The sequence below is a fragment of the Vibrio sonorensis genome (assembly GCF_001854765.1).
GTDB lineage: Bacteria > Pseudomonadota > Gammaproteobacteria > Enterobacterales > Vibrionaceae > Vibrio > Vibrio sonorensis.
In genome coordinates this window covers 1-23,016 of sequence record NZ_LJJE01000031.1, presented here as the reverse complement: position 1 = coordinate 23,016, position 23,016 = coordinate 1, and the positions used below count along the sequence as shown (strand labels likewise).

Annotated in this window: 17 protein-coding genes; 12 read left to right on the top strand and 5 right to left on the bottom strand. The window is 44.1% G+C overall.

Annotation, left to right across the window (positions count from 1 at the left end; all coding sequences use genetic code 11):
- Positions 1-46: 46 nt before the first annotated feature.
- The gene (gene rsmF, locus BLO31_RS05715; RefSeq protein WP_070963455.1) at positions 47-1,471 is read left to right on the top strand and encodes a 16S rRNA (cytosine(1407)-C(5))-methyltransferase RsmF; all 1,425 of its coding nucleotides are present in this window, start codon (positions 47-49) and stop codon (positions 1,469-1,471) included.
- A gap of 240 nt (positions 1,472-1,711) precedes the next feature.
- On the opposite strand, the gene BLO31_RS05710 is transcribed toward rsmF, so the two are convergent.
- Entirely contained in the window at positions 1,712-2,545 is an 834-nt protein-coding gene (locus tag BLO31_RS05710; RefSeq protein WP_070963386.1) for a CvfB family protein, read from the bottom strand.
- A 207-nt stretch (positions 2,546-2,752) separates the two neighbouring features.
- On the opposite strand from BLO31_RS05710, the gene BLO31_RS05705 reads away from it, so the two are divergent.
- Complete coding sequence (locus tag BLO31_RS05705) at positions 2,753-4,144, top strand: hypothetical protein (protein WP_070963384.1); 1,392 nt, start codon at positions 2,753-2,755, stop codon at positions 4,142-4,144.
- On the opposite strand, the gene BLO31_RS05700 is transcribed toward BLO31_RS05705, so the two are convergent.
- Positions 4,107-4,586, bottom strand: coding sequence for a PaaI family thioesterase (locus BLO31_RS05700; RefSeq protein ID WP_070963452.1), 480 nt, complete (start codon positions 4,584-4,586; stop codon positions 4,107-4,109). The two genes, BLO31_RS05705 and BLO31_RS05700, sit on opposite strands and share 38 nt — an antisense overlap.
- Positions 4,587-4,864: 278 nt before the next feature.
- Between BLO31_RS05700 and BLO31_RS05695 the strand changes: the two genes are divergently transcribed.
- A complete protein-coding gene (locus BLO31_RS05695) occupies positions 4,865-5,917 on the top strand; it encodes a 3-deoxy-7-phosphoheptulonate synthase (protein WP_070963381.1) in 1,053 nt (350 codons plus the stop codon).
- A 17-nt stretch (positions 5,918-5,934) separates the two neighbouring features.
- Complete coding sequence (locus BLO31_RS05690; RefSeq protein ID WP_070963379.1) at positions 5,935-6,420, top strand: YajQ family cyclic di-GMP-binding protein; 486 nt, start codon at positions 5,935-5,937, stop codon at positions 6,418-6,420.
- 118 nt (positions 6,421-6,538) lie between these two features.
- Here BLO31_RS05690 and BLO31_RS05685 read toward each other — a convergent pair whose 3' ends face one another.
- Positions 6,539-7,474, bottom strand: coding sequence for a precorrin-2 dehydrogenase/sirohydrochlorin ferrochelatase family protein (locus BLO31_RS05685; protein ID WP_070963377.1), 936 nt, complete (start codon positions 7,472-7,474; stop codon positions 6,539-6,541).
- A gap of 460 nt (positions 7,475-7,934) precedes the next feature.
- On the opposite strand from BLO31_RS05685, the gene BLO31_RS05680 reads away from it, so the two are divergent.
- From BLO31_RS05680 to BLO31_RS05655, 6 genes are all read left to right on the top strand, one after another.
- Positions 7,935-9,071, top strand: a complete 1,137-nt coding sequence (locus tag BLO31_RS05680) for an amino acid ABC transporter substrate-binding protein (RefSeq protein WP_084659613.1) — start codon at positions 7,935-7,937, stop codon at positions 9,069-9,071.
- Positions 9,072-9,147: 76 nt separating this feature from the next.
- The gene (locus tag BLO31_RS05675; RefSeq protein ID WP_070963375.1) at positions 9,148-10,353 is read left to right on the top strand and encodes an amino acid ABC transporter permease; all 1,206 of its coding nucleotides are present in this window, start codon (positions 9,148-9,150) and stop codon (positions 10,351-10,353) included.
- A 1-nt stretch (position 10,354) separates the two neighbouring features.
- Positions 10,355-11,452 (top strand): amino acid ABC transporter permease, encoded by a 1,098-nt coding sequence (locus BLO31_RS05670; protein ID WP_070963372.1) that lies wholly within the window; start codon positions 10,355-10,357, stop codon positions 11,450-11,452.
- Between the two features lie 22 nt (positions 11,453-11,474).
- Positions 11,475-12,224 carry an amino acid ABC transporter ATP-binding protein gene (locus BLO31_RS05665; protein WP_070963370.1) on the top strand — a complete coding sequence of 250 codons (750 nt, stop codon included), beginning with the start codon at positions 11,475-11,477 and terminating at the stop codon, positions 12,222-12,224.
- A gap of 189 nt (positions 12,225-12,413) precedes the next feature.
- The gene (locus tag BLO31_RS05660; protein WP_070963368.1) at positions 12,414-13,076 is read left to right on the top strand and encodes a Bax inhibitor-1/YccA family protein; all 663 of its coding nucleotides are present in this window, start codon (positions 12,414-12,416) and stop codon (positions 13,074-13,076) included.
- Positions 13,077-13,200: 124 nt separating this feature from the next.
- Positions 13,201-13,530, top strand: coding sequence for a TusE/DsrC/DsvC family sulfur relay protein (locus BLO31_RS05655; RefSeq protein ID WP_070963366.1), 330 nt, complete (start codon positions 13,201-13,203; stop codon positions 13,528-13,530).
- A gap of 28 nt (positions 13,531-13,558) precedes the next feature.
- On the opposite strand, the gene yccX is transcribed toward BLO31_RS05655, so the two are convergent.
- Positions 13,559-13,834: an acylphosphatase gene (gene yccX, locus BLO31_RS05650; protein ID WP_070963364.1), complete on the bottom strand. Its 276-nt coding sequence runs from the start codon at positions 13,832-13,834 to the stop codon at positions 13,559-13,561.
- Positions 13,835-13,926: 92 nt separating this feature from the next.
- On the opposite strand from yccX, the gene BLO31_RS05645 reads away from it, so the two are divergent.
- Positions 13,927-15,330 (top strand): methyl-accepting chemotaxis protein, encoded by a 1,404-nt coding sequence (locus tag BLO31_RS05645; protein WP_070963362.1) that lies wholly within the window; start codon positions 13,927-13,929, stop codon positions 15,328-15,330.
- 107 nt (positions 15,331-15,437) lie between these two features.
- Entirely contained in the window at positions 15,438-16,631 is a 1,194-nt protein-coding gene (locus BLO31_RS05640) for a class I SAM-dependent methyltransferase (protein WP_070963360.1), read from the top strand.
- A gap of 96 nt (positions 16,632-16,727) precedes the next feature.
- Here the strand turns inward: BLO31_RS05640 and BLO31_RS05635 are convergent, their stop codons facing one another.
- Positions 16,728-22,973, bottom strand: a complete 6,246-nt coding sequence (locus tag BLO31_RS05635) for a Calx-beta domain-containing protein (protein ID WP_217495102.1) — start codon at positions 22,971-22,973, stop codon at positions 16,728-16,730.
- Positions 22,974-23,016 lie beyond the last annotated feature (43 nt).

Below are 23,016 nucleotides of genomic sequence, written 5' to 3'. Positions count from 1 at the left end.
AGCGAGTATAATCCCCTACCGACTTCCCGCCTTACGAGAAAAATACGTGCATAAGAACGTCTATTTACCACAAGAGTTCATCGAACAGATTCGCGCAATCCTTCCATCAGGTGAAAAGATCGAGGACTTTATTGCGGCCTGCCAGCGACCGCTTAGAAAAAGTATTCGAGTTAACACCCTCAAAATATCCGTATCTGAGTTTAGCCAAGTAGCAAAAGAGAAAAACTGGTCTCTTGAAGCTATCCCTTGGTGTGCAGATGGATTTTGGATTGATGCTGATGAGAGTCAGGCTCCCCTTGGCAATACCGCTGAACATATGTGTGGATTGTTCTATATCCAAGAGGCTAGTTCTATGGTGCCCGTTTCTGCACTGTTCAAAGACAGAGAGCACGACTTCGACACCGTACTCGATATGGCGGCAGCTCCTGGTTCTAAAACGACTCAGATCTCGGCGTTAATGGACAACCGTGGACTCGTCGTCGCCAATGAGTTCTCTTCCTCTCGGGTAAAGGTACTACACGCCAATGTTGAACGCTGTGGGATCCGCAACGTTGCGCTAACCAATTTTGATGGCGCAGTTTTTGGAGGTTGGCTACCTGAATCTTTCGACGCAGTGCTCATTGATGCACCCTGCTCTGGGGAAGGCACGGTAAGAAAAGATGCCGATGCGATGAAAAACTGGAGTCTTGATGCGATCAAATCGATAGCTGAGACACAAAAACAACTTATCGAAAGCGCGTTCCACGCCCTGAAGCCCGGGGGCGAGATGGTTTATTCGACCTGTACATTGAGTTTGGAAGAGAACCAACAGGTATGTCAGCACCTTTTCGATACATTCGGCGAAGGTGTTGAAGCGGTAAATCTTTCATCCTTGTTTACTAATGCTGCAAAAGCCACCACCCCGGAGGGTTTTTTGCATATATTCCCGCAAACTTTCGACTCTGAAGGTTTCTTTGTCGCCAAATTTCGAAAAATAAGCAGTGTGACACCTCCCGAAGTTAAAAAGCGCATGGGCAAGTTTCCATTTACTAAAGCGAGTAACAAGGAAGCCCAACAAATCGCAGATCAACTCAAGGACGCATTAGACGTTTCTCTTCCTCAAGAGACTCAAGTGTGGCTGCGAGACAAAGACGTTTGGCTATTCCCTTCTGCGTTAGAACCGTTTATCGGAGAGCTTAGGTTTTCTCGTATGGGAATCAAAATTGCCGAGTCTCATAAAAAAGGGTATCGATGGCAGCACCAAGTCGCCACGACATTAGCGACAGGGATGGAAGCAAACGCCGTGGTACTTTCAATTGAGCAAGCTCGCGAGTGGTTTATGGGACGGGATATACGTCCAGAAACCGTATCTGGCAAGGGCGAAGTGATCGTAAAGCTCGGTAACGATGTGATTGGTTTAGGAAAATGGGTGGGGAATCGAATTAAAAACGGGTTGCCAAGAGAATTAGTAAGAGACAAAAACCTCTTTTAGTAGCACTTTTTTGTCCAAACAACCGTAAAGATACAGATTAGTATTTCAAGCTTAATTGGTAACTTAGTATGAAATACTGCGAAAAACTCGCAATATCGACAGTATGGACTACACTTAATTAAGTGAATATCAAATGGATATCAATCAGTTAGCGTAGGCTCATCAGGAGCCGATTCCCCCTAGGCCCAAAACAGGACGAATTTGGGCCTTTTTTTCTGTGATATTAGTTCAGTAAACGTTTTATACTGATCGGATACCATCTTTCTCAATGGTGATTTTGCCTTGTTTGTAAAGGCCACCGATAGATTTTTTGAACGTGCCTTTACTGGTTCTAAACACTGCAAAAATCTCTTCTGGGGACGATTTGTCGTTTAGTGGCAAAAAACCGCCTTTCTTTTCTAACGTTTCAAGAATTTTCACCGAGAGATCGTCCATTTTTGCAACGCCAACCTTTTGCAGTGAAAGGTCAATTTTGCCATCTTCTCGTATATTCTTGATATAACCTTTTAGCGACTTTCCAACAAACAGCTTTCCAAATACATCGGAAGGGAAAATCATCCCCCAATGTTGTCCGTTAATGATCGCTTTGAAACCCAAATCACTTCTTTCAGCAATCAGTAAATCAACTTGTTGGTTTTTAGTGTAGTTAGCCGGCGTTTTGTCTAATAGCTTGTTGAACTTTGTCGTACCAACAATGCGTCCAGATGCTCGGTCGGTGTAGACATAAACCAAGATGTTCTGCCCTGCAGATAAACGGCCTCTTTGCTCGCTAAACGGTATCAATAGGTCTTTACCCTTTACACCCCAGTTGGCGAATGCACCTGTATTATTGATGCCTTCTATCTTCATCATACCCCACTCGCCCACCTGAGCGACGGGAGTTTCAGTCGTAGCAACCAGCTCGTTTTCTGAATCGAAGTACAAGAAAACATCTAGGGAGTCACCAATATCCACATTGTCTGGAACAAATCGATTCGGTAGCAGTGTCATGCCATAATCTCCAGCATCCAAAAACACACCAAAATCTGCTCGTTTTACTATTTCCAAGTGGTTAATACGACCTACATTAATCATTTTTTCTGTCTCTAGTCTGATTTCCCGCTGATTATACCCTAGTCTCTTTGATTAGCTAGGATTGAAGTGTTCCAAACCACGCGTTAGTACGCCCCCAACTCGTCATGTTGAACAACAAAGTAGCATTCGAGTATCACATGGCTAGGTAACCGTCTATATCTCTGTTATTCTTTGGTTTGTAGACTGGTTTTTTAGTAGGAGCACTCTTTGATCACCGTTGAGAAAGCAGACGGCATCACTCTCAAAATATCCCACGATATGGCTTCGACCAAAAAGTCGGATATCGACCTCTTCTTCTTTGTTCCCGGTGAGCTTGGGTTAAGTGCGGACGTGCTTAAAGAAAGCGATCTCTATTACAGTTCGCTCATTCAAAAACGCGCCTATTACAGTAATAAAATCCTGCTTCCTCTGGTACACAGTCGACTCGCTAAACGCGGGCGTCTCTCTTCGACTCAATATCGCGTGAGTTTAAGTTTGTTCGCCTACCAATATGTCATTGCCCTCGACAAGGCCGTTAGCGAACTCAACAAACACGACAAAGATGAAGTCACCACCGACGAAGTGGACGAGGTGATTGAACTCGCCCTTGATATTTTAAAGAAGCTACGCCGATCTATTCCCTACGAAGAAAACCTCAAGCGCTACTACGCCAATATAGATAATTATCTCTCTTGGTATACGGGACAAAAGTTTCTTTCCCTTGTTGCCCACATGCCGCGCGACGGGGAATACAAAACTCTAAAAGAGCGTTTAATTACCATAGTCGAAAAAGAAACCGCTCACCGCAAGCTCAACAACTACAACTCTAAAAATGTACGTGACGACGTAACGCGTATGAGCAACAAAATGCGCCTACTGAGACGTCTGATAGAACACCCTATCGTTTTGCAAGAAAAAACCGCCTCGCTAGGTAAAAACATGAACCGCATGGTAAAAGGTATTGCTACGGGGTTTGTGATGGTTTTTGTGACTATCTGCGTCATTATGGCGAGGGACTACTGGGGAGAAATCACCGTCTCTTTTATTGTCGCCATGTCGTTTGTATACGCGTTGCGGGAAATATTTAAAGACGACTTACGAGATGTGCTTTGGCGAATGATACGCAAAGGCAAACCCAAGTGGCGTAAGCGGTACATCGATCCAACCACCAAAAAGGCAGTAGGTCAAAAGCTTGAGTGGCTTGAATACGTTAACCTTAGCAAGCTACCAGACAGAATTAAGTCGATTCGCAAAAAACGCGTTGCTCAGCGTGAAGAAACCGTCCTTCACTATCGCGCAGAAACTGAAATGTCGACCTCTAGATTTATGAGTGGTTACGAAGAAACACGTGAATCGCTAATGCTGAGCATGCGGCCTTTAACCCGTTTGATGGATAAAGGTTCTAACCGTGTTTATGTTTTAAACAACGGACAAGTTAGTCGTGAGAAAGTCGAAAAACGTCACCTTATCAACCTTATTGCTAAAGAAGATAATCGCGACGGCAAACCAGTCTACTATCGTTGGAAACTTATCTTGAATCGAAACCAAATCGTCGCTGTAGAGCAGATTGAAGTAGAAGAGCCTAACGATCCCTTCGCTTTAGTGAAAGAGTCAGTTTAAAATCTGCAACCACTTCGTCACCGGTTATCGATGGGCATGTCGCAGTAATCTTCACCTCATGATTGATTCTCTCACCTGACTCTAGTGCTCGGTCTAACATCTGTTCGATTAACCTGCCGTCTTGGCAGATAAAATGCACATCAGCTTCTGGTCTCTTGAGAAATTGTCCTTCTACAGCTTTAAACGCCAAAGATATTCTTTGGCCTTTCTCTTTCGCCTTACTCATGGCCATAAAACCACCAGCGATGTCCGCACCAACACACAAAGCGCCAAAGTACATGCTGTTTAAGTGATTTTTGTTCCTGCGATTTATCGGCAGTTTTACCACAACGTGTTCACCGTCAAGTTCAACGATTTTAGGCCGACACAACCAAATTAAAGGGACCTTGAAAAAACCAAATAGCGATAAGTAGAGATTTGCCTTAGCAACTGTAGACAACATAACCATCAACCCGTTAGAACACATCTGACCAGTTAGCCGTCAAACAGTATAAAAGTCAACATTTCATTAACATTTCGTTGTTTAATCGAGATAAAGCGACAAAACCCCATAATGGTTAACCCAAGTAAAATTGCTATTTTGATGACAAACTATCCACTTTTATCACTTGGTAATCGTTTACTAGGGTCATATCGCGTATATCCAAACAGATAAATAGTTTATTCCTCCTTCACTTTCCGCTATCTTTATCGCTTCGCAATAAAAGAACACCAGAAGCTATGCCATTAAAAACAGACGAATTACGTACTCAGCCGCTTGGTCCTATGCCAACTCCTGCTGAGCTAGGAAGCGCCCACCCAATCACGGATGATGTCGCCGAGCGCATCGAAACCTCTCGTCGCCAAATTGAAAAAATTCTCACCGGTGAAGATAAAAGACTCGTTGTTATCGTTGGCCCTTGTTCGGTACACGACACTGATGCAGCATTAGATTACGCTGCCCGTCTCGCAAAGATCCAAGACAAGTACCGAGATGAACTTTTCATTGTTATGCGTACTTATTTCGAGAAGCCGCGTACTGTCGTTGGCTGGAAGGGATTGATCACCGACCCTAATTTGGATGGTTCATACGCGCTGGAAGCGGGTTTAAACAAAGCTCGTAAGCTTTTGCTAGACATCAACAAACTTGGTCTAGCCACCGCTACTGAATTTTTAGATATGATCACTGGTCAGTACATTGCCGATTTGATTTCATGGGGCGCTATTGGTGCTCGCACAACCGAATCACAAATTCACCGAGAAATGGCATCCGCGCTCTCTTGTCCTGTAGGCTTTAAAAACGGTACAAACGGCAACGTCAAAATTTCAATCGATGCTATCCGAGCATCGCAAGCATCCCATTACTTTTATTCGCCTGATAAAAATGGTCGTATGACGGTGTATCGCACAAGTGGTAACCCATACGGTCATATCATCTTGCGCGGTGGTGACAAGGGCCCTAACTTCGATGCACAATCTGTTGAGCAAGCTTGCGAGCAATTGGCCGAGTTTGGTCTTCCAGCTAGATTGATCGTTGATTTTAGTCATGCCAACTGTCAAAAACAGCACCGCAAACAACTAGATGTTGCTAAAGACATTTGCCAGCAGATCCGTACTGGTAAAGATCGCATCGCCGGTGTGATGGCAGAGAGCTTTATTATTGAGGGTAATCAACCTACGGACGATATAAATGCCCTAACCTATGGTCAATCCATTACCGACCCATGCCTGAGTTGGGAAGACACGGAAACCATGCTTGCTCTGTTAGCAGATGCGGTAAAAGATAGAAACTAATACTAAGAGGAAAACTCATGCCATCATTTGATATCGTGTCAGAAATCGATACTGTTGAACTGCGCAATGCCATCGACAACGCATCTCGCGAACTTTCTACTCGTTTTGATTTCCGTGGTGTTGAAGCCAGCTTTGAGTTGCAAAAAGACGATTCGGTAAAGCTCTCGTCTGAAGGTGATTTTCAGCTTAAACAGATGCGAGATATCCTTCGCTCAAACCTAACTAAGCGCGGCGTTGATGTGAACGCAATGGAAGCCAAAGATCCTGAAGCAACAGGCAAAAACTGGCACCAATCTGTCGTGTTCAAACAAGGTATCGAAACGCCAGTAGGCAAGAAAATTGTTAAACTGGCTAAAGAAGCCAAGATGAAAGTTCAAGTCTCTATTCAAGGTGAAAAGGTTCGCGTAACAGGTAAAAAGCGCGACGATCTTCAAGCCGTTATGACACTAGTGAGAGATGCAGAACTTGGGCAGCCTTTCCAGTTTGAAAACTTTAGAGACTAACTGCCCTATCTCGTGTCATTTATCTGAGTTAGTAGCGCTATTTTTACTTCGCGACTAACAAAAAATACAAAGCCGCTTTTTGCACAAAGCGGCTTTTTGTCTCTCTTTACGACGCGAGCTACTCAGTCGCCAATCTAAGATGAGTGTCATCGCCTATCAACAAACGGTAAGCCGATGCTTTAGGTGGAACAAAAATGCAGATGCGTTGGCCTTCCATTTGTCCTTTTTCTAGCAAACTAACCAAGGCCACTTCATCGCTGAACTCTAACCTCTCTGCGTCTCTTCTCACCAGATCGACAAATGAGAATGGACAAGACTTGTGATACAACACAAGCTCTGCCTGTTGCATAAGTCTTAAGGCTTTGAGAGGCAGCAGTTCTACATTGTCACCGTATTCTATCCATGTGCAGCTCGCGGTGGCTTCATCGCTGGCGTTGAGTAAAGCTTGATAACGCGCTTCCAAGGCATTGCGCTCGTTAACCAGATCCATTGATGGGTCGTCAAAGAAGCGCTCCCAGAACTTTCTTCTCTCATCCACACTAGGGAGCTTTTTGATAATATCTGAACGCTTTGACGCGCCGAACTCAGCCAGTAAGGAGAGGTTTTGAGGCATAACCGCTTCTAGCTTTTCACGGATATTTCGAACCAGTACTGGTGAAGCGCCACCACTTGATATCGCTATCTGTATCCTTCCTCGATCAATCATTGACGGTGTGATGAAATCACAATACGGCTTATCGTCTACCACGTTGACCATGATGCGCTTTGCTTTGGCATCTTTGTGCACTTGATGGTTTAACTCTGGGTTGTCTGTTGTCGCCCATACCTGCACGTAGTGGCTTTCCATCAGCTCTGGAGAGTAGAAGCGTTGAATCCAAGCACATTTATCTTCGTGGATTAAACCTTCGAGAAACGCGTCTACTTTTGGTGAAACTATCGTCACCGCAGCACCTGCTCGTAGCAAAGCATCCACCTTGCGACAGGCGACTTCACCACCCCCAACAACCAGCACTGGCTCGTTGTTGAGATCATAAAAAAGTGGAAAATACTGCATTTCTCTCCCTGAACATGATTAACCTACAGTTGTGCCATCATAACAGATTTGGTGCGTAAACATCATATGTAACCTTGATCACAAACTATTTATGTTCAAAATTCCATCAGTTTTCAGGATTAAATTTCACAGTTCAGAAAACAAACACATGTTAAAACTAAGTTAATTGAAATATACACCTCTCTCGTTCTGTTGCACTATTCGCGGGCTCGCCTGCACTATTTACATTGCGTTAACATTTGTTCATTCTAATTTGTGTTCGGGTTTGTGAGTTCAATCAAAAATCTTTTTAAATTATATATTTGAGAAAGAGCAAATCCTTACCTACGCTTATAAACAGTTGATTTAACAGACGGCAAAAAGCTGCATATCGACTAAAAATTCAGAAAACACAACATCATTTATGTACGTTGTATCAGGTGTCACCTGGTTTAACACGGATCATACAGGAAGGATACAAATGACTAAAAAGCTATCTATGCTTAGCCTCGGAATTATCACCGCTTTCGCTCTCAGTGGCTGTGGTGAGCAATCTTCTTCCGACCAATCGCAAAAAACTATCGCCGACCTAAACGCCAAAGTGGCAGAACTTGAAGCTAAGTTGAGCAACCAAAGTGGTGGTTCAGCTTCGGTTGCTAGTTCCGGTGAAAGCCTCTTAGACAAAGTACTGTCTAAAGGAGAGCTTACTTGTGGAGTAAGTACAGGTCTTCCAGGCTTCTCTAACCCCAACTCTAAGGGTGAATGGGAAGGTATCGACGTTGAGTTCTGTCAAGCAGTTGCTGCCGCAGTATTAGGTGACAAAACGAAAGTAAAATACGTGCCACTGACTGCAAAAGAGCGTTTCACTGCGCTTCAATCTGGTGAAATCGACATCCTATCGCGCAACACCACGTGGACACTGCACCGCGATACTGCCTTGGGTCTAAACTTTGCTGGCGTCAACTATTACGACGGTCAAGGCTTTATGGTTAAGAAAGATCTCGGCGTGAAAAGTGCCAAAGAGCTCGATGGCGCGTCAGTTTGTGTTCAGTCCGGTACAACGACTGAGCTGAACTTAGCCGATTACTTCCGCAATACTGGTATGTCATACAATCCAGTGGTATTCGATACCGCTGCGCAAACCTCTGCTGGTTTTGACTCTGGACGATGTGACGTGCTAACCACTGACCAGTCTGGCCTTTATGCGTTGCGTTTGAACCTAAAAGACCCAGGTTCTGCAGCGGTACTGCCAGAAATTATCTCTAAGGAACCTTTAGGTCCGGTAGTTCGCCAAGGCGACGACAAGTGGTTCAACATCGTAAAATGGACCTTGTCAGCTATGGTCAACGCTGAAGAGTACGGTATTACCTCTAAAAATGCCGATGACATGCTTAAATCTACCGATCCTAACATCAAGCGTATTCTTGGCGTCGATGGACCAAAAGGTAAAGGTTTAGGTATTCGCGACGATTGGGGTTACCAAGTCATTAAACAAGTGGGTAACTACGGAGAGAGTTTTGAGCGAACTGTTGGTACCGGATCTCCACTTCAAATTTCTCGTGGCGTAAACGCGCTATGGAATGAAGGTGGATTCATGTACGCGCCTCCAATCCGTTAAGACGAAACGACTATACTAATAAAATGGGCGGTTTAAGCCGCCCTTTATTCCATACTGGATTAGAGGTTACCGCTGTATGAAACCTGAAAATAGTGTAGTGCGGAAGTCAAAGGACGAAGCACCTTCTGGCACTAGTCTAATTTATAATCCCACCTTTAGATCGGTTGTGTTCCAAATCATTGCGGTCTCAGCCTTGGTCTTTTTCTTCTACACCATAGTAAATAATGCTTTGAGCAACTTAGAAGCGCGCGGTATTGCTACTGGTTTCGATTTCTTGTCCCAAGAAGCCGGATTTGGCATTGGTTTAACCCTTGTTGAATACGACGAAACTTTTTCATATGGTCGCACTTTTGTCGTTGGCTTACTCAATACTGCTTTGGTGTCGTTTTTAGGGATTATTCTAGCCACATTTCTTGGATTCGTTATGGGCATTGCCCGTCTCTCCAGCAACTGGCTAGTAAGCCGCTTTGCCGCGGTTTACATCGAAACATTCCGTAATATTCCACTCCTTCTTCAAATCTTTTTCTGGTACTTTGCGGTTTTGCAGGCTCTTCCCTCAGCAAGACAAAGTATCAGTCTAGGTGAAGCGATCTTTCTAAACGTTAGGGGACTATTCTTCCCTGCACCTGTTTTTGAACAAGGCTCTGCCATCGTTGTTGCGGTGTTCCTCATTGGTGTTGCGGCGACCATCGCTGTGAATATCTGGGCGAACAACAAGCAAAAACTGACTGGACAGCAAACTCCAATGGGCAGAATTGCGTTGGGTTTGATAGTCGTGGTGCCAGTTCTTGTATATTTTCTGACTGGCTCGCCAATTAGTGCCGAGTATCCAGAGCTAAAAGGCTTCAACTTTCGCGGTGGGATTAGCATTATTCCCGAACTAGCAGCACTTTTACTCGCCTTGAGTATTTATACCGCATCGTTTATCGCTGAAATTGTCCGTTCGGGTATTAACGCGGTCAGTCATGGACAAACCGAAGCAGCAATGTCCCTTGGACTACCTCGCTCTCGTACCCTCAAGCTCGTGGTTATTCCTCAAGCACTGAGGATCATTATTCCTCCATTGACTAGTCAGTACTTAAACTTGACTAAAAACTCATCTCTGGCGATGGCAATTGGTTATCCGGACCTCGTTTCGGTCTTTGCCGGGACCACACTTAACCAGACCGGGCAGGCGATCGAAATTATTGCGATGACAATGGCCGTTTACTTAACGTTAAGTCTGGTTACGTCAGCATTGATGAACATCTACAACAAGAAAGTAGCACTGGTGGAGAGATAAGATGAAAGAACATCAATTTCAACCTGATCTACCGCCACCTAGTAACACGGTAGGTATTGTAGGATGGTTGCGTAAAAACCTGTTTAACGGCCTGGTAAATTCAGTGATGACCGTCGTGTTAGCTTATCTCGCTTTTTCCGCGATTTGGGCGATTGTCGACTGGGCATTCTTAAAAGCTGACTGGGTGGGTGTAACACGAGAAGCGTGCTCTCGTGAAGGTGCATGTTGGGTATTTATTAGCGTGCGATGGGAGCAATTTATGTACGGTTTCTATCCAGAAGCCGAACTTTGGCGCCCTCGCCTCTTTTACATCACACTTGCCATTTTTACTGTTTTGCTCGCCTACGAGAAAACGCCAAAGCGCTTTTGGATCTGGCTTGTTTTTGTCAACATCTACCCTTTCTTTATCGCTGCACTATTGTATGGCGGTGTGTTTGGACTCGAAGTTGTCGAAACCCACAAATGGGGTGGTTTGCTAGTTACCTTGATTATCGCCCTCGTCGGTATTGTGGTATCTCTGCCCATCGGGGTGGTATTGGCCCTTGGCCGACGCTCTGAGATGCCGATCATCCGAAGCATTTGTACGGTTTACATCGAGATTTGGCGAGGGGTTCCACTGATCACAGTTCTCTTTATGGCGTCAGTCATGTTGCCGCTGTTTATGAGTGAAGGAACCGATCTGGACAAGCTTATCCGTGCTTTAATCGGTGTCGTCATGTTTAGTGCCGCTTACATGGCGGAAGTAGTACGCGGTGGCTTACAAGCGATCCCCAAAGGCCAATACGAGGCGGCTGATGCCCTTGGCCTCACATACTGGAAGAAAATGGGCTTAATCGTGTTACCCCAAGCCCTTAAAATTACCATTCCATCCATCGTAAATACCTTTATCGGGCTCTTTAAAGATACCAGTCTTGTCCTTATTATTGGTATGTTTGATGTGCTCGGTATTGGTCAAGCCGCGAATACTGACCCAGAGTGGTTGGGATTTGCCATCGAAAGTTATGTATTTGTCGCGTTAGTGTTCTGGGTATTTTGTTTTGGTATGTCGAGGTACTCGATATGGCTTGAAAACAAACTTCATACCGGTCACAAACGATAATTAACAAGCTCAAGGACGTATTATGACGCAACAACAAGATTACATGATCCAAATTAAGGATATGAATAAGTGGTACGGTGAGTTCCACGTGCTGAAAAACATCAATCTCGATGTTAAACGCGGTGAAAAAATCGTTATATGTGGCCCGTCTGGCTCGGGTAAATCCACTATGATTCGCTGCATTAACCGTTTGGAAGAGCACCAAAAAGGTCAAATTTTCGTTTCTGGCAATGAGCTAACCGAAGATCTCAAAAACATCGAAGCCGTTCGACGTGAAGTGGGTATGTGTTTCCAACACTTTAACTTATTCCCCCACCTCACCGTGCTTGAGAACTGCACTCTCGCTCCTATTTGGGTTAAAAAGATGCCCAAAGAGGAAGCCGAAGCGATTGCGATGAAGTACTTAGAGCGGGTGAAAATTCCTGACCAAGCAGAAAAGTACCCCGGGCAGTTGTCTGGCGGCCAGCAGCAACGTGTGGCTATCGCTCGTTCTTTGTGTATGAACCCACAAGTCATGCTTTTCGACGAACCTACTTCAGCACTCGATCCAGAGATGGTAAGGGAGGTGCTGGACGTAATGGTTGAGTTAGCGGGTGAAGGTATGACCATGCTTTGCGTAACCCATGAAATGGGGTTTGCCAAAGAGGTCGCTGACCGCGTGATCTTTATGGATGCAGGTGAAATTATCGAAGAAAACAATCCGGTTGATTTCTTTGAAAACCCTCAATCTGACAGAACACAAAACTTCCTTGCTCAAATATTGCACCATTAATCTGCTTGTTACCTTCGTAAAGGGCAGCAACGCTGCCCTTTTTCGTTATATAATGTTACACACTTTGCATTACTCAACTGCCTATATATACTAACATTTCGTAAAATATATGATTCTTTAAGGCTTGATTTTTGAACCTTTCAGCCTCATAAATGTATATATAAACATAAGCCCTTTACGAGGAAGATTATGAACAGTCCAATGTTTACTCGCACTTCACAACAAGAGAGTGCTCTACAGACTAACAAAGTATTGCGCAATACTTACGCTCTACTTTCAATGACTCTACTATGGTCTGCTGTTGTTGCTGGTGTAGCGATGGCATTTAACCTACCACACCCTGGTTTTATCATCATGCTAGTTGGTTTTTACGGCCTGCTATTTATGATTGAGAAAAACCGAAACAATGGTCTTGGCCTTGGCCTTACTTTCGTATTCACTGGTTTCCTTGGATACACAATCGGCCCAATCCTAAACATGTACCTTGGTGCAGGCATGGGAGATATCATTGTTACTGCACTTGGTGGGACCGCTCTATCTTTCTTAGCGGCTTCTGCTTACGCTCTGACGACTAAGCGCGACCTGTCTATGCTTGGCGGCCTAATGCTATCCCTGTTTGTTGTTCTGATTGTCGGTGTGATTGCCAACATCTTTATCCAGTCAACAGTTTTCCAGCTAGCCATTAGCAGCCTGTTCATCGTATTCTCAACGATGGCAATTCTGATGACGACACAAAGCATTATTCGCGGTGGTGAGACGAACTACATCTCTGCGACTGTGACTCTGTTTGTATCTATCTACAACATCTTCATCAGCCTACTGAGCATTCTTGGTATTATGAACGACGATTAATTCGACGTTACTGATTACAAAAAGCCCGCACGGTGTGTCCTGCGGGCTTTTTTTATCTCCAAAGCTTGTTTCTGTTTACCGCGGTGCGCTACCCTTAGGCAAAATAAATTTGTGGACGCATGTGATGTTCGAGTACAAAGGTAAACAGATAGAAACGGATGCACAAGGGTATCTTCTCGATTACACCCAATGGGAAGAAGGCATGATTGAAATTCTTGCCGAGCAAGAAGGTATCGCACTTACCGAGGCTCATTTAGAGGTGATTCACTTTGTAAGAGCGTTTTACGAAGAGTTTAATACTTCTCCAGCCGTTCGCATGCTGGTTAAAGCTATGGAAAAGGAACACGGCCCTGAAAAGGGCAACAGCAAATACTTGTTTAAGCTGTTCCGCCAAGGACCAGCGAAACAGGCGACAAAACTTGCAGGGTTACCGAAACCTGCAAAGTGTTTATAGACGATATACAGTGGGCAACCGCTGTATATTAATAGCGAATATTAAAGTCTTTGAACTCTTGCAGCTCAACATCATCTCTTTGCAAGCTATCTACTCTGGACATTTGCGGGCCTTTTAGTAACCACAATTCAAGTTTCTTCAGGTTCTCTTCCCTGCCTCTTGCCATCACTTCTACATCGCCATTATCTAGGTTTTTCGCATAACCCGTTAAATTCAGGTTTTTACCTTGATAGCTGGTGTGATAACGAAACCCTACTCCCTGCACTTTTCCAGAGACGATGAATTTGACGCACTTTTCTTCCATGGAAGTTACCTCTGTTCCAAACTGAGTGATATATTTATTAATGACACAATAAATAATCGACGGTTGATCGGTTCAACACGGACATAACCATTATGAAAGAAATTCCCTTCCGCTGGATTGATAAGTATCTCATTCATCTAAAGATACAAGAAAAATTTTACCTTCTTTTTGTACTGCCGGTTATCGCTCTTATTATCCTTACTCTCGTTCTCGATAACGCAGCAGATACCATGTTAGATCACCTTTACCAAGATGAACTGGTGATGATGAAAAACCTGATTGAGGCAGGTTCGCTCAGCCAACAACAGGTTCAACAGATCATCGCAGGGTCGGATACTGTCGCTATAGGCACTGGTAGTGGTTCTATCTCTGTCGCTAACGGTTCGTTTAGCTTAGTGGCAACTCATAACCAAAACCTTTGGAATTCACTGTCTACAAACAATATCACTATTATTGTGGTCACTCTTGCCTTGATAGCCATGGGGGTCTACTACATTATGACCTTTATTGGCGGAGCCATGTTCGCGATGAACAAAGCTCTGACGACTCTTGCCTCTGGTGACCTCACCAATCGGATGAATTACTTTGAAGTGAGAGACGAGTTTAGCACCATAGCGATTACCATTGACAAGGTAGCCCAGAGAGAGCAAAACCTTGTGCTCTCCATGCAAGAATCTATCGCTTTGATGCAGCAAATCAGCTCTGACCTAAACGTATCCACTCAACAAAGCTCCGAGATCTCTAGCGTACAACAAGAGCACTTAAACTCCTTGGCAAGTGCCACTGAACAGATGGCCTCTACTATTCGCGAAGTGGCAAACCTCGCCCATGATTCCAGTAACCAGACTGAAGACGCTAAAACTGTCGCCGTTGACGGGCAAAGTAAGGTGAGTCGTACTCTCACTTCTATCTCACAACTGTCTGAAGAAATTAACTCCGCTTCTAATGCCGTTGCTGAACTAGATAATAATGCAACTAAAATTGACCAAGTTGTCGCAACCATTAATGGTATTTCTGAGCAAACTAACTTACTGGCGTTAAACGCAGCAATTGAAGCGGCGCGCGCGGGTGAACAAGGCCGTGGTTTCGCCGTGGTTGCCGATGAGGTACGTGCACTGGCGGCAAGGACTCAAGAAGCCACGGTTGAGATCCAATCGATGATTCAGGCTCTACAAAACAATAGCCAAGGTTTAACAGCTTTGATGGAAACCACTGTTACAAAAGCTGACGAAGGCCATGAACTCATGGATGAAGTCAATACCCTTATCGAGTCTCTGTCTGGAAAAAACCAAAACATCTCTGATAGCAGTATTCAAATAGCGACAGCAGCAGAGCAACAAGGCGTGGTTGCCGACAGTATCGCTGGTAACGTAGAAGGTATTAAAGAGCAATCTGATCAGGTTTGTCAGCTTATCTCTTCTACCACTAATAACATTGGCCAACTCAGGAGCCAAAGTGACCAGTTGGAGTCGTTATTGACTGGACTTAAAGCCTAAATAACAAGCACACAAAGTTCCGCGCCCTTTTTGATGGGCGCTTTTGTTTGCTTTTCCAATTCGCATTTAAGACAATACCCACCTTTCAAAATGACTCTGGTAAAACTATGACCGCTGCTATCTATCTTGTTAAGGGACGCGAAAAGTCTCTGTTACGTAAACACCCTTGGGTATTCTCCCGTGGAATAAGCAAGGTAGAAGGTGAACCAGCACTCGGTGAAACTGTCGACATCTTTGCCCACAACGGAAAATGGTTGGCGAAAGGAGCGTACTCTCCCCACTCTCAGATTCGCGCACGCGTATGGAGCTTTGTCAAACAGCCAATCGATCAAACTTTCTTTGTAGAAAGACTCAAAGACGCACTTTTGCTTCGTCAGGACATCATTGAGCGCGACGGCTTAACCGGCTTTAGATTGATTGCCGCTGAATCCGATGGCTTACCGGGGATCACCATCGATAAATACGATAACTTCCTCGTTTGCCAACTGTTAAGCGCTGGTGCAGAGTTCCATAAGCAAACTTTGGTCTCTGCACTTCTAGAAGTCTTTCCGGATCATAATATCTATGAGCGTTCGGATGTTTCGGTACGTAAAAAAGAGGGGCTTAGTGAAACCACCGGCGTTCTACACGGCGAGCTTCCTCCTAAGTCTGTTGTGATTGAAGAAAACGGCGTCAAGATCAGTGTTGATATTGTTAATGGCCACAAAACTGGGTTTTATCTCGACCAACGAGACAGCCGCCAACAAGCAATCAAATATGTAAAAGACAAAGAAGTGCTTAACTGTTTTTCATACACGGGTGGATTTGGTCTGTATGCGTTAAAAGGAGACGCAAAGCGCGTTATCAATGCAGACGTCAGCCAACCTGCGTTAGATACGGCAAAGTACAACGCTGAACTTAATCAGTTTGATATTTCTAAAAAGCGCGCAGTCTTTCTCAATGCTGATGTATTCAAGCTATTGCGAGAATATCGAGATCAAGGGACAAAATTTGACGTTGTGATTATGGACCCGCCCAAGTTTGCAGAGTCTAAAGCTCAGCTCAACGGCGCCTGCCGTGGATACAAAGACATTAATATGTTGGCCATGCAAATTCTAAATCCGGGCGGCACGCTGCTCACATACTCGTGCTCTGGCTTAATGGACCAAGCTTTGTTCCAAAAAATCATTGCCGATGCCGCAGTTGACGCAGAGAGACAAGTCAAATTTGTCGAACGCTTTGAACAAGCCGCCGATCACCCCACAGACACTGCTTACCCCGAAGGTTTTTACCTAAAAGGCTTTGCCTGCAAAGTTCTTTAATACATTGATTGTTAAAAGAAAACCAGCAAAAGTTTGCTGGTTTTTTTTGTGCTTTCGAAGGCTAAAAGTAAACCGACCACAAGGTCGGTTTTAGGTTTAGTCGTCTGTTAGCTTTTGTGGAATGTTCAAGAAGTTGGTTAGAGCTTCTGAAGAGCCTTCCCAATTTTGAACTTCGATACTTACGTAACCCTCTCCATTTCGAACGTCAATCGTACCTGTAGAAGTCTCACTATCGACACTGACTTTCGCTCCATTGTCACCAGGAAGAAATTCTTCGTTGTCATCAAATAGTTTAAACTCTTCGTCCTCATCAAACAGCTCTGATATGTCTATAGAGTCGCCGTCTTTCAGATCAGTAATTACATCTTTTGAACCATCCAAGTCACCTTCAACCCATATGAAGACATCATTACCGTCACCGCCGGTGAGGATGTCATCACCTAGGCCACCGATTAAGAAGTCGTCGCCATCGCTTCCAATTATCGTGTCATCCCCTTGCTGGCCATAAATGGCAGTAGCGGTAACATCGTTATTGTCAGCATCTGGCGCGGTCACACTCGCTTTGATATCGAAGTCTAAGGAACCTTCATAAGTTGAAGGAACTTTAAGTTCAACATCGTCAAGCTTACCTATCTTATCGTCGAAATCTACGTCAACGGTGTAGACTTTCATTCCGTTGTTACCGATAACGAAGTTTTCTACCAAATCACCACCAAAATATAGGTCGACTTCTTGAGGTATTCCTTCAATAACAACAGGATGTGTAAACTCATCATCAGAAACGTTCATTTGCGAGAGATCGACGTCGATATCAAGTTCAATAGTTGTATTTTGAAGAACTTTAACTGCACCTGTCTTGTTGTTCAGCTCAACAATAGCGTCATTAAAGATGATTCTTTCGATAAAGTAGAGCTTATCACCCGGTGCTTCAGGGTCTAGGTTAACATAATTGTTTAACTCAACACCTTCGGTATAGCCTTTCGTTTCCTCGTTGTCTTTATCAAGTACTTGGAATGGGTTATCAGTCCATCCGTCTAAACGACGAACTATGAAGTCTTCATAATTACCTTCATAAATAACCGTATCAATTGCACGTTTGCTTCCATCTTCGTTGAGATAATCGTTGTGAGAATGGTCGTTTACCGTTTTTTGTCCATGGTAAGTATCGTTCTGGCCACCGCCGATAAACACATCACTGCCTTTGTAACCACCGGTGAGAGTCCCTTGCCTCTGATCTGACCAATCTTCTTTACCAGGTCTTTCACTATGGATAAGTAAGGTATCTTTGTCATTTCCAACTACGACATGTATACCTTTACGAACCTTGTCTACATCAAGGAGTTTTTCCAACTCATCGTCACTCTCTGAAGAAAGATCATCGGTATCAAAGTCAGGGGTCACATATTCAACGTCAATTTCATCAACTTCAATTGTGATCTTAGGTGAAGCCTGACTATCATCGACTGGCCCCTGATCTATGTTTGCCAGCACTGTCAATGCTATTGGCTTAGTTACCGGTGACGTATCGCCATTTGCCGTCTCAGTTGAAGTTAGTGTCGCATTTAACTGATATGTACCCGCGTTCGGAACCGTGACTTCCAGAGAGTTCAGTTCGATGTTCGCATTGCTAGTATTATCAAACACTATAACATAGCGTACGCCGGTATCTTCATCCGTTTTAACTTCAAGCACATTACCCGCGTATTTAACTTCGGCACCTTCTGGAATATCAGAGATGACCAAAGATAAAGTCTCTGAACTGTCTGTGTCTGCTGTTTCTCCAATACTTAGCTCAGGGAGCTTAATAGGAGCATTTTCATAACCAAACGAATCGTCGTATTGAGAGACCTCGATATTTGTCATTATCGCGCCATAAGTGTTCGCATCTTTAGCTTCAAACACTAACTGATAAGTACCCTCTAGGCCTTGTGGTAAGAAAACTTCTTGGTCGCGGTCCCAACTATAATCCTCTGGTCGGAACTCGAACAACTGCACTAACTCGCCGTCTCTCACCCATCCACCGTGGCCATCGCTCACGACTTTGACCACGTAAAGATCAAGGTCTGAATCGTCAAAACTTCTACCGCTGCGAGCTGCGATATCAAATTCAATTGAGAACAACTCATTTGGTTTAATGTCACTGATAGTAGCGAGTATTTGCGTATCACCGCCACCGGCTTCAACCTCTATGACTTTTGAATTTACACCATTGCCCTGATAAACCGTTTCTCGATAAATTTCAGCCTTACCGTCATCAGTGTCTGCTGCCCAATCGAATCGGCTGCCAAACTCAGTTGAACTCGCATCTGCTAAGCTATCTAAATCTACTCTACCACTAGCGGTTGATTCACTGATTTTCAGTTCAAGAGTATCTTTGCTAGATACAATGTCCAATGTAGGTGCGTCAGCTACTGCATCAATCGACACCTTGATAGTCTGTGGACTTTCAACATTCTCGCCTGACTGATCCAAGCCTTGAACTGTCAGGGTGAAATCGACATCACTTTCCGGCGCTGGCTCAATAGAAATATTTGAATCCTGCGTCACTGTAAATGTCGCCGTCGATTCAAGCTGACCAGACTGAGGGTTGATATTAACTTTATTGCCATCAACCAATAAAACCGCACCGCTTGGAATGTCTGAAATCGTTAGCTGAGAAACATCTGAACTCAGCTCTATATCTAGCTTAACCTCAGTATCTTCCTTCGTGCTGACATCGTTTACTTCAATATCTGCTACGGAAGTTACGTTAACAGTAGAAACAACTGGAACAGAAGTAAGCCCTTTTTCGTCAGTTACAACGATTTCAAACTCTCTTGGTGTTTCGTCTGGCGTATTGCTCTCGTTAGAAAACTCAAGCGCTTTTAGAGCCTGTTCAAACAAGGATGCCGAAGCATGGCTGGTTCCTTGTTCTGGTGTTATCAACACACTTGAACCATCAGCAGACTCAGTAAGCACAAGTCCACTAATTATAGGCAAGACAAACTTGTCTCCAGGCTTAGCATTGGTCAAAGTGACCTCAAGTCTTGAAATAGAATTGTGGTCATCCGTAATGTCAGCGTGTTCAGATACAACGGCAACAGAGTCGTCATTTTCTTTAAACTCATTCGCATCAGGCAATGTGCCATCCACTTTGCTAATTTTTACAACTAAGTCGTCATAGTCGTTGTCATCGCGTCCCGATTTTTGGTCATCAAAATGGATCGTTATATCACCATTCGCAGTCTCAGAGACGCGCAGCTGTGAATTATCGCCTCCAGTACTAAAGAGCGAAACATCTGACTTCACACTTCCATTGACAACTAACTCACCGTTACTGTTTATGGCTAAATCTTTGCCTTTTGTTAGCGAAGTACCATTTGGTATTAGCACAAACTCTATATTGTGAAGCGTTGCCAAGTTAGCAATTTCACTACCGGGTTCGGTATTGTGTGAATCTTCGATAATTACCTTAAGTTGCTGGTTTTCACTGCGTTCATCGTAGACATAATAAGCAAGTACATTGTGGTAACCGGCATTTTGGCTCACATATTCAACTTCATAATGACTGTCTGTTAAATCAACTTCAGGGCGCTCATTATCAATGATAGTCGCAATACCTGAGGTTGAACCTTGCTGGTACTCGGTAGAAACAGTTAGCTTAAATTGCTCATTGTCATCAGCAACATTATCGTCATTGATTTCTACTGAGACTTTGAAGCTGCTGTTGCCCTCAGGAAGGTCAAACTTGAACTCGCCATTACTTTCAACAGTTAGTGAAACCGTCGTGTTATCTTCAAAAACAACAGTGACATATCGACCTGCAAAGTCTTCTGGCGAAGTGGCATTCAACTCTTTGAGTGTCATCGTCACTTCGGTGCTTTGCGTTGATGCTGAAGTTAGTTGAACGTCAAATACAGCAGTTTGTGCAACACCATCAACTGCCGGCAATTCAAATGCATCTGGACTGGAAACTGATTCGATAGTCACTCTATCCGCATCAGTTCCATCGCTTCCTTTGTCATCAACGATGGTTACTGACCCGAAATCAGATTTATTTGATACCTGATCGCTACTAGTTGTCGCTGTTAGAGTAACCGTTTCGTCTGATTCCGTGATTAAATCATCAAGGACTTTGACTCTCACTTCTATTTCTGTCGCATCTCTTGGTAACTGCAGTTCGCCTGTTAGCGGTTTCCACTCACCATCAACATTAACTAACAGCTCAGCGTCGTAGTCTTGCCCAATCGTCGCAGAGCCACCCAATTCGAGAGCAACACTAATGTCGCCGGTTGTCGGGTTAGTTAAACTAACAAAGTAAACAAGCTCCGCATCATCAGATTCTGTTACATTGTCACCTGGGCGCACATTAATTGAAGGACGATCGTCTTGTGGGTTACCACCAGGCCCATTACCACCATCGGTAATGGTCGTTGTCGCAGAATCACTATTGCTGACACTGCCATCAACATCAGTAACTTTTAGGCCAAATGACTCGTTGCCTTCAAAAACAGGCGTGCCGGTTTCATCTAGAGTTTCAACTGAAACAACAATGTTAGTCGCACCAGGTGGAATAGCTAATACGTTTCCAACTAAGTCGCCATTTTCTGATGCGTCAATCGTTACAATTTGGCCGTCTTTGAGAATGTCATAGCTTACCGAAATAGATCCGATATCATTGTCGTCGGTATCGCCGTGAATAATGCCAAGTGCTACCTTAATCGGTGACGTAAACTCGCCATCGACACGGAGATTAAACTCTGCGCTTTCTCCCTCGTTGACAAGATCATTACCTGTCACCTCAACGGCTACGGTATCATGACTATTAATCGAACCAGAGTCAGATACCCCCTCAATATCGAGAGTTAAATTCTCAAGACTTTCGTAAACACCGTCTACTTCTGTCGGTATCAACACCGTAAAGTGCTGAATACCTTCTGGTACAGTGATGGTTCCTGTCTCTGAGTTGTATTGAACCCCATGAGTGAAATGCACTTCAGACAAATCAATATCGAGATCATCAGCGGTATCTCTATTTACGCCGACATTTACGTTGTATACGCCACCTTCTGACAACACTGCATGTGAAAGAGTTACTTTGAAAAGTAAATTTTCGCCTTCAGTTACGGTTGAAGACTCGTCGAATATTTCAACTCTTTTAACGGTTGGGGCCTCTGGTTTCGGATTAGCAAACAAATCAACCGTTGTAGTTGCGGTACCACCCTTTTGATCCGAAACCACGTATTGGAACTCCGCTTCTCCAACATGTCCATCCGCAAACTTAACGACAACGTACTCACCGTCGATATCAACAGTTCCTATTTTTTCATCATATTGGAAAATATCAGTGATTATTAACTGGTCAGCATGGTCGGGATCATAATCATTTTTAAGAAGATCAGTAATCTTAATACGTAGCTCGCCACCCTCGATACCGGCATATGCGCCAGTTCCAGAAGTGCTAAAGCCTGTTAGGAAAAAGTCAGATGAGTCTTCTTGACGCGCTGGTCGATTGGTGAAATCTATTGACTCAAATACAATACTGTCAAAGGCAATATCGTTATCTACAGTATAAGTTTTCTTGCCGTCAGATTCGGTCGAAGTGTCAAACACCCCGCTAGCTACCGCTGTTCCATCAAGGTAAGCAACCCATTTCCCAGTTTCATGATTACCCGCTCCACCTTCACCTTTTATTAAATTAGATACCGAAAAACTAAAGTTAGTTGCTGGGTCATCTAACTCGATTTTGATCTTTTCTGACTGACCAGATTCACGGTTATATTGGATTTGACTAGATATGCCACCATTGACATGGCCTTGAACACCCAAGAAGTCGCCGTTAACGTAAAGATCTCGTGCGCTCTCGTCTACATTGTCAGTTAGTGGGTCGTCGTTGCCATAACTTGCCGTTACTTTAACTCCGTCTACCGGGTCCCATCCTTTTCCAAACCCAAGTGTGATATCAAAACTATTTTGTGGATCAGGGTTCGCAATAGGTAGATCATTCGTACCTGTTATAGTTACAGTGACATCTTGGGGCACAGAATCGTTACCCGACTTTACCAAAACGGTATACGTAGCAGTAATTGTTTCCCCTTCACCCAAGAAATTAACTAAATCGTTTGAAAGATTAAACTCCCAACTTTGCTGGTTGTCTGCAATATCAAATCCATTTTCAATGGCTTCAATCAATTGACTATATTGCTCTTGGGTTAACTCATCTAAGTGTTCTGAATCTATCCCCTGGAATGAATGGGTTACTTCTGGCGTCTCACCTGCATCAGCGTCTGTCGCCGTGATGTTTCCGCTGGTACTCAACGTATCCAGCACTTGACCGTCGTTGCCTTTAGTATCTTCTGTCACGCTGCCCGTCGTGTCGACATTCACTACCGGTGCGTCGTTGGTG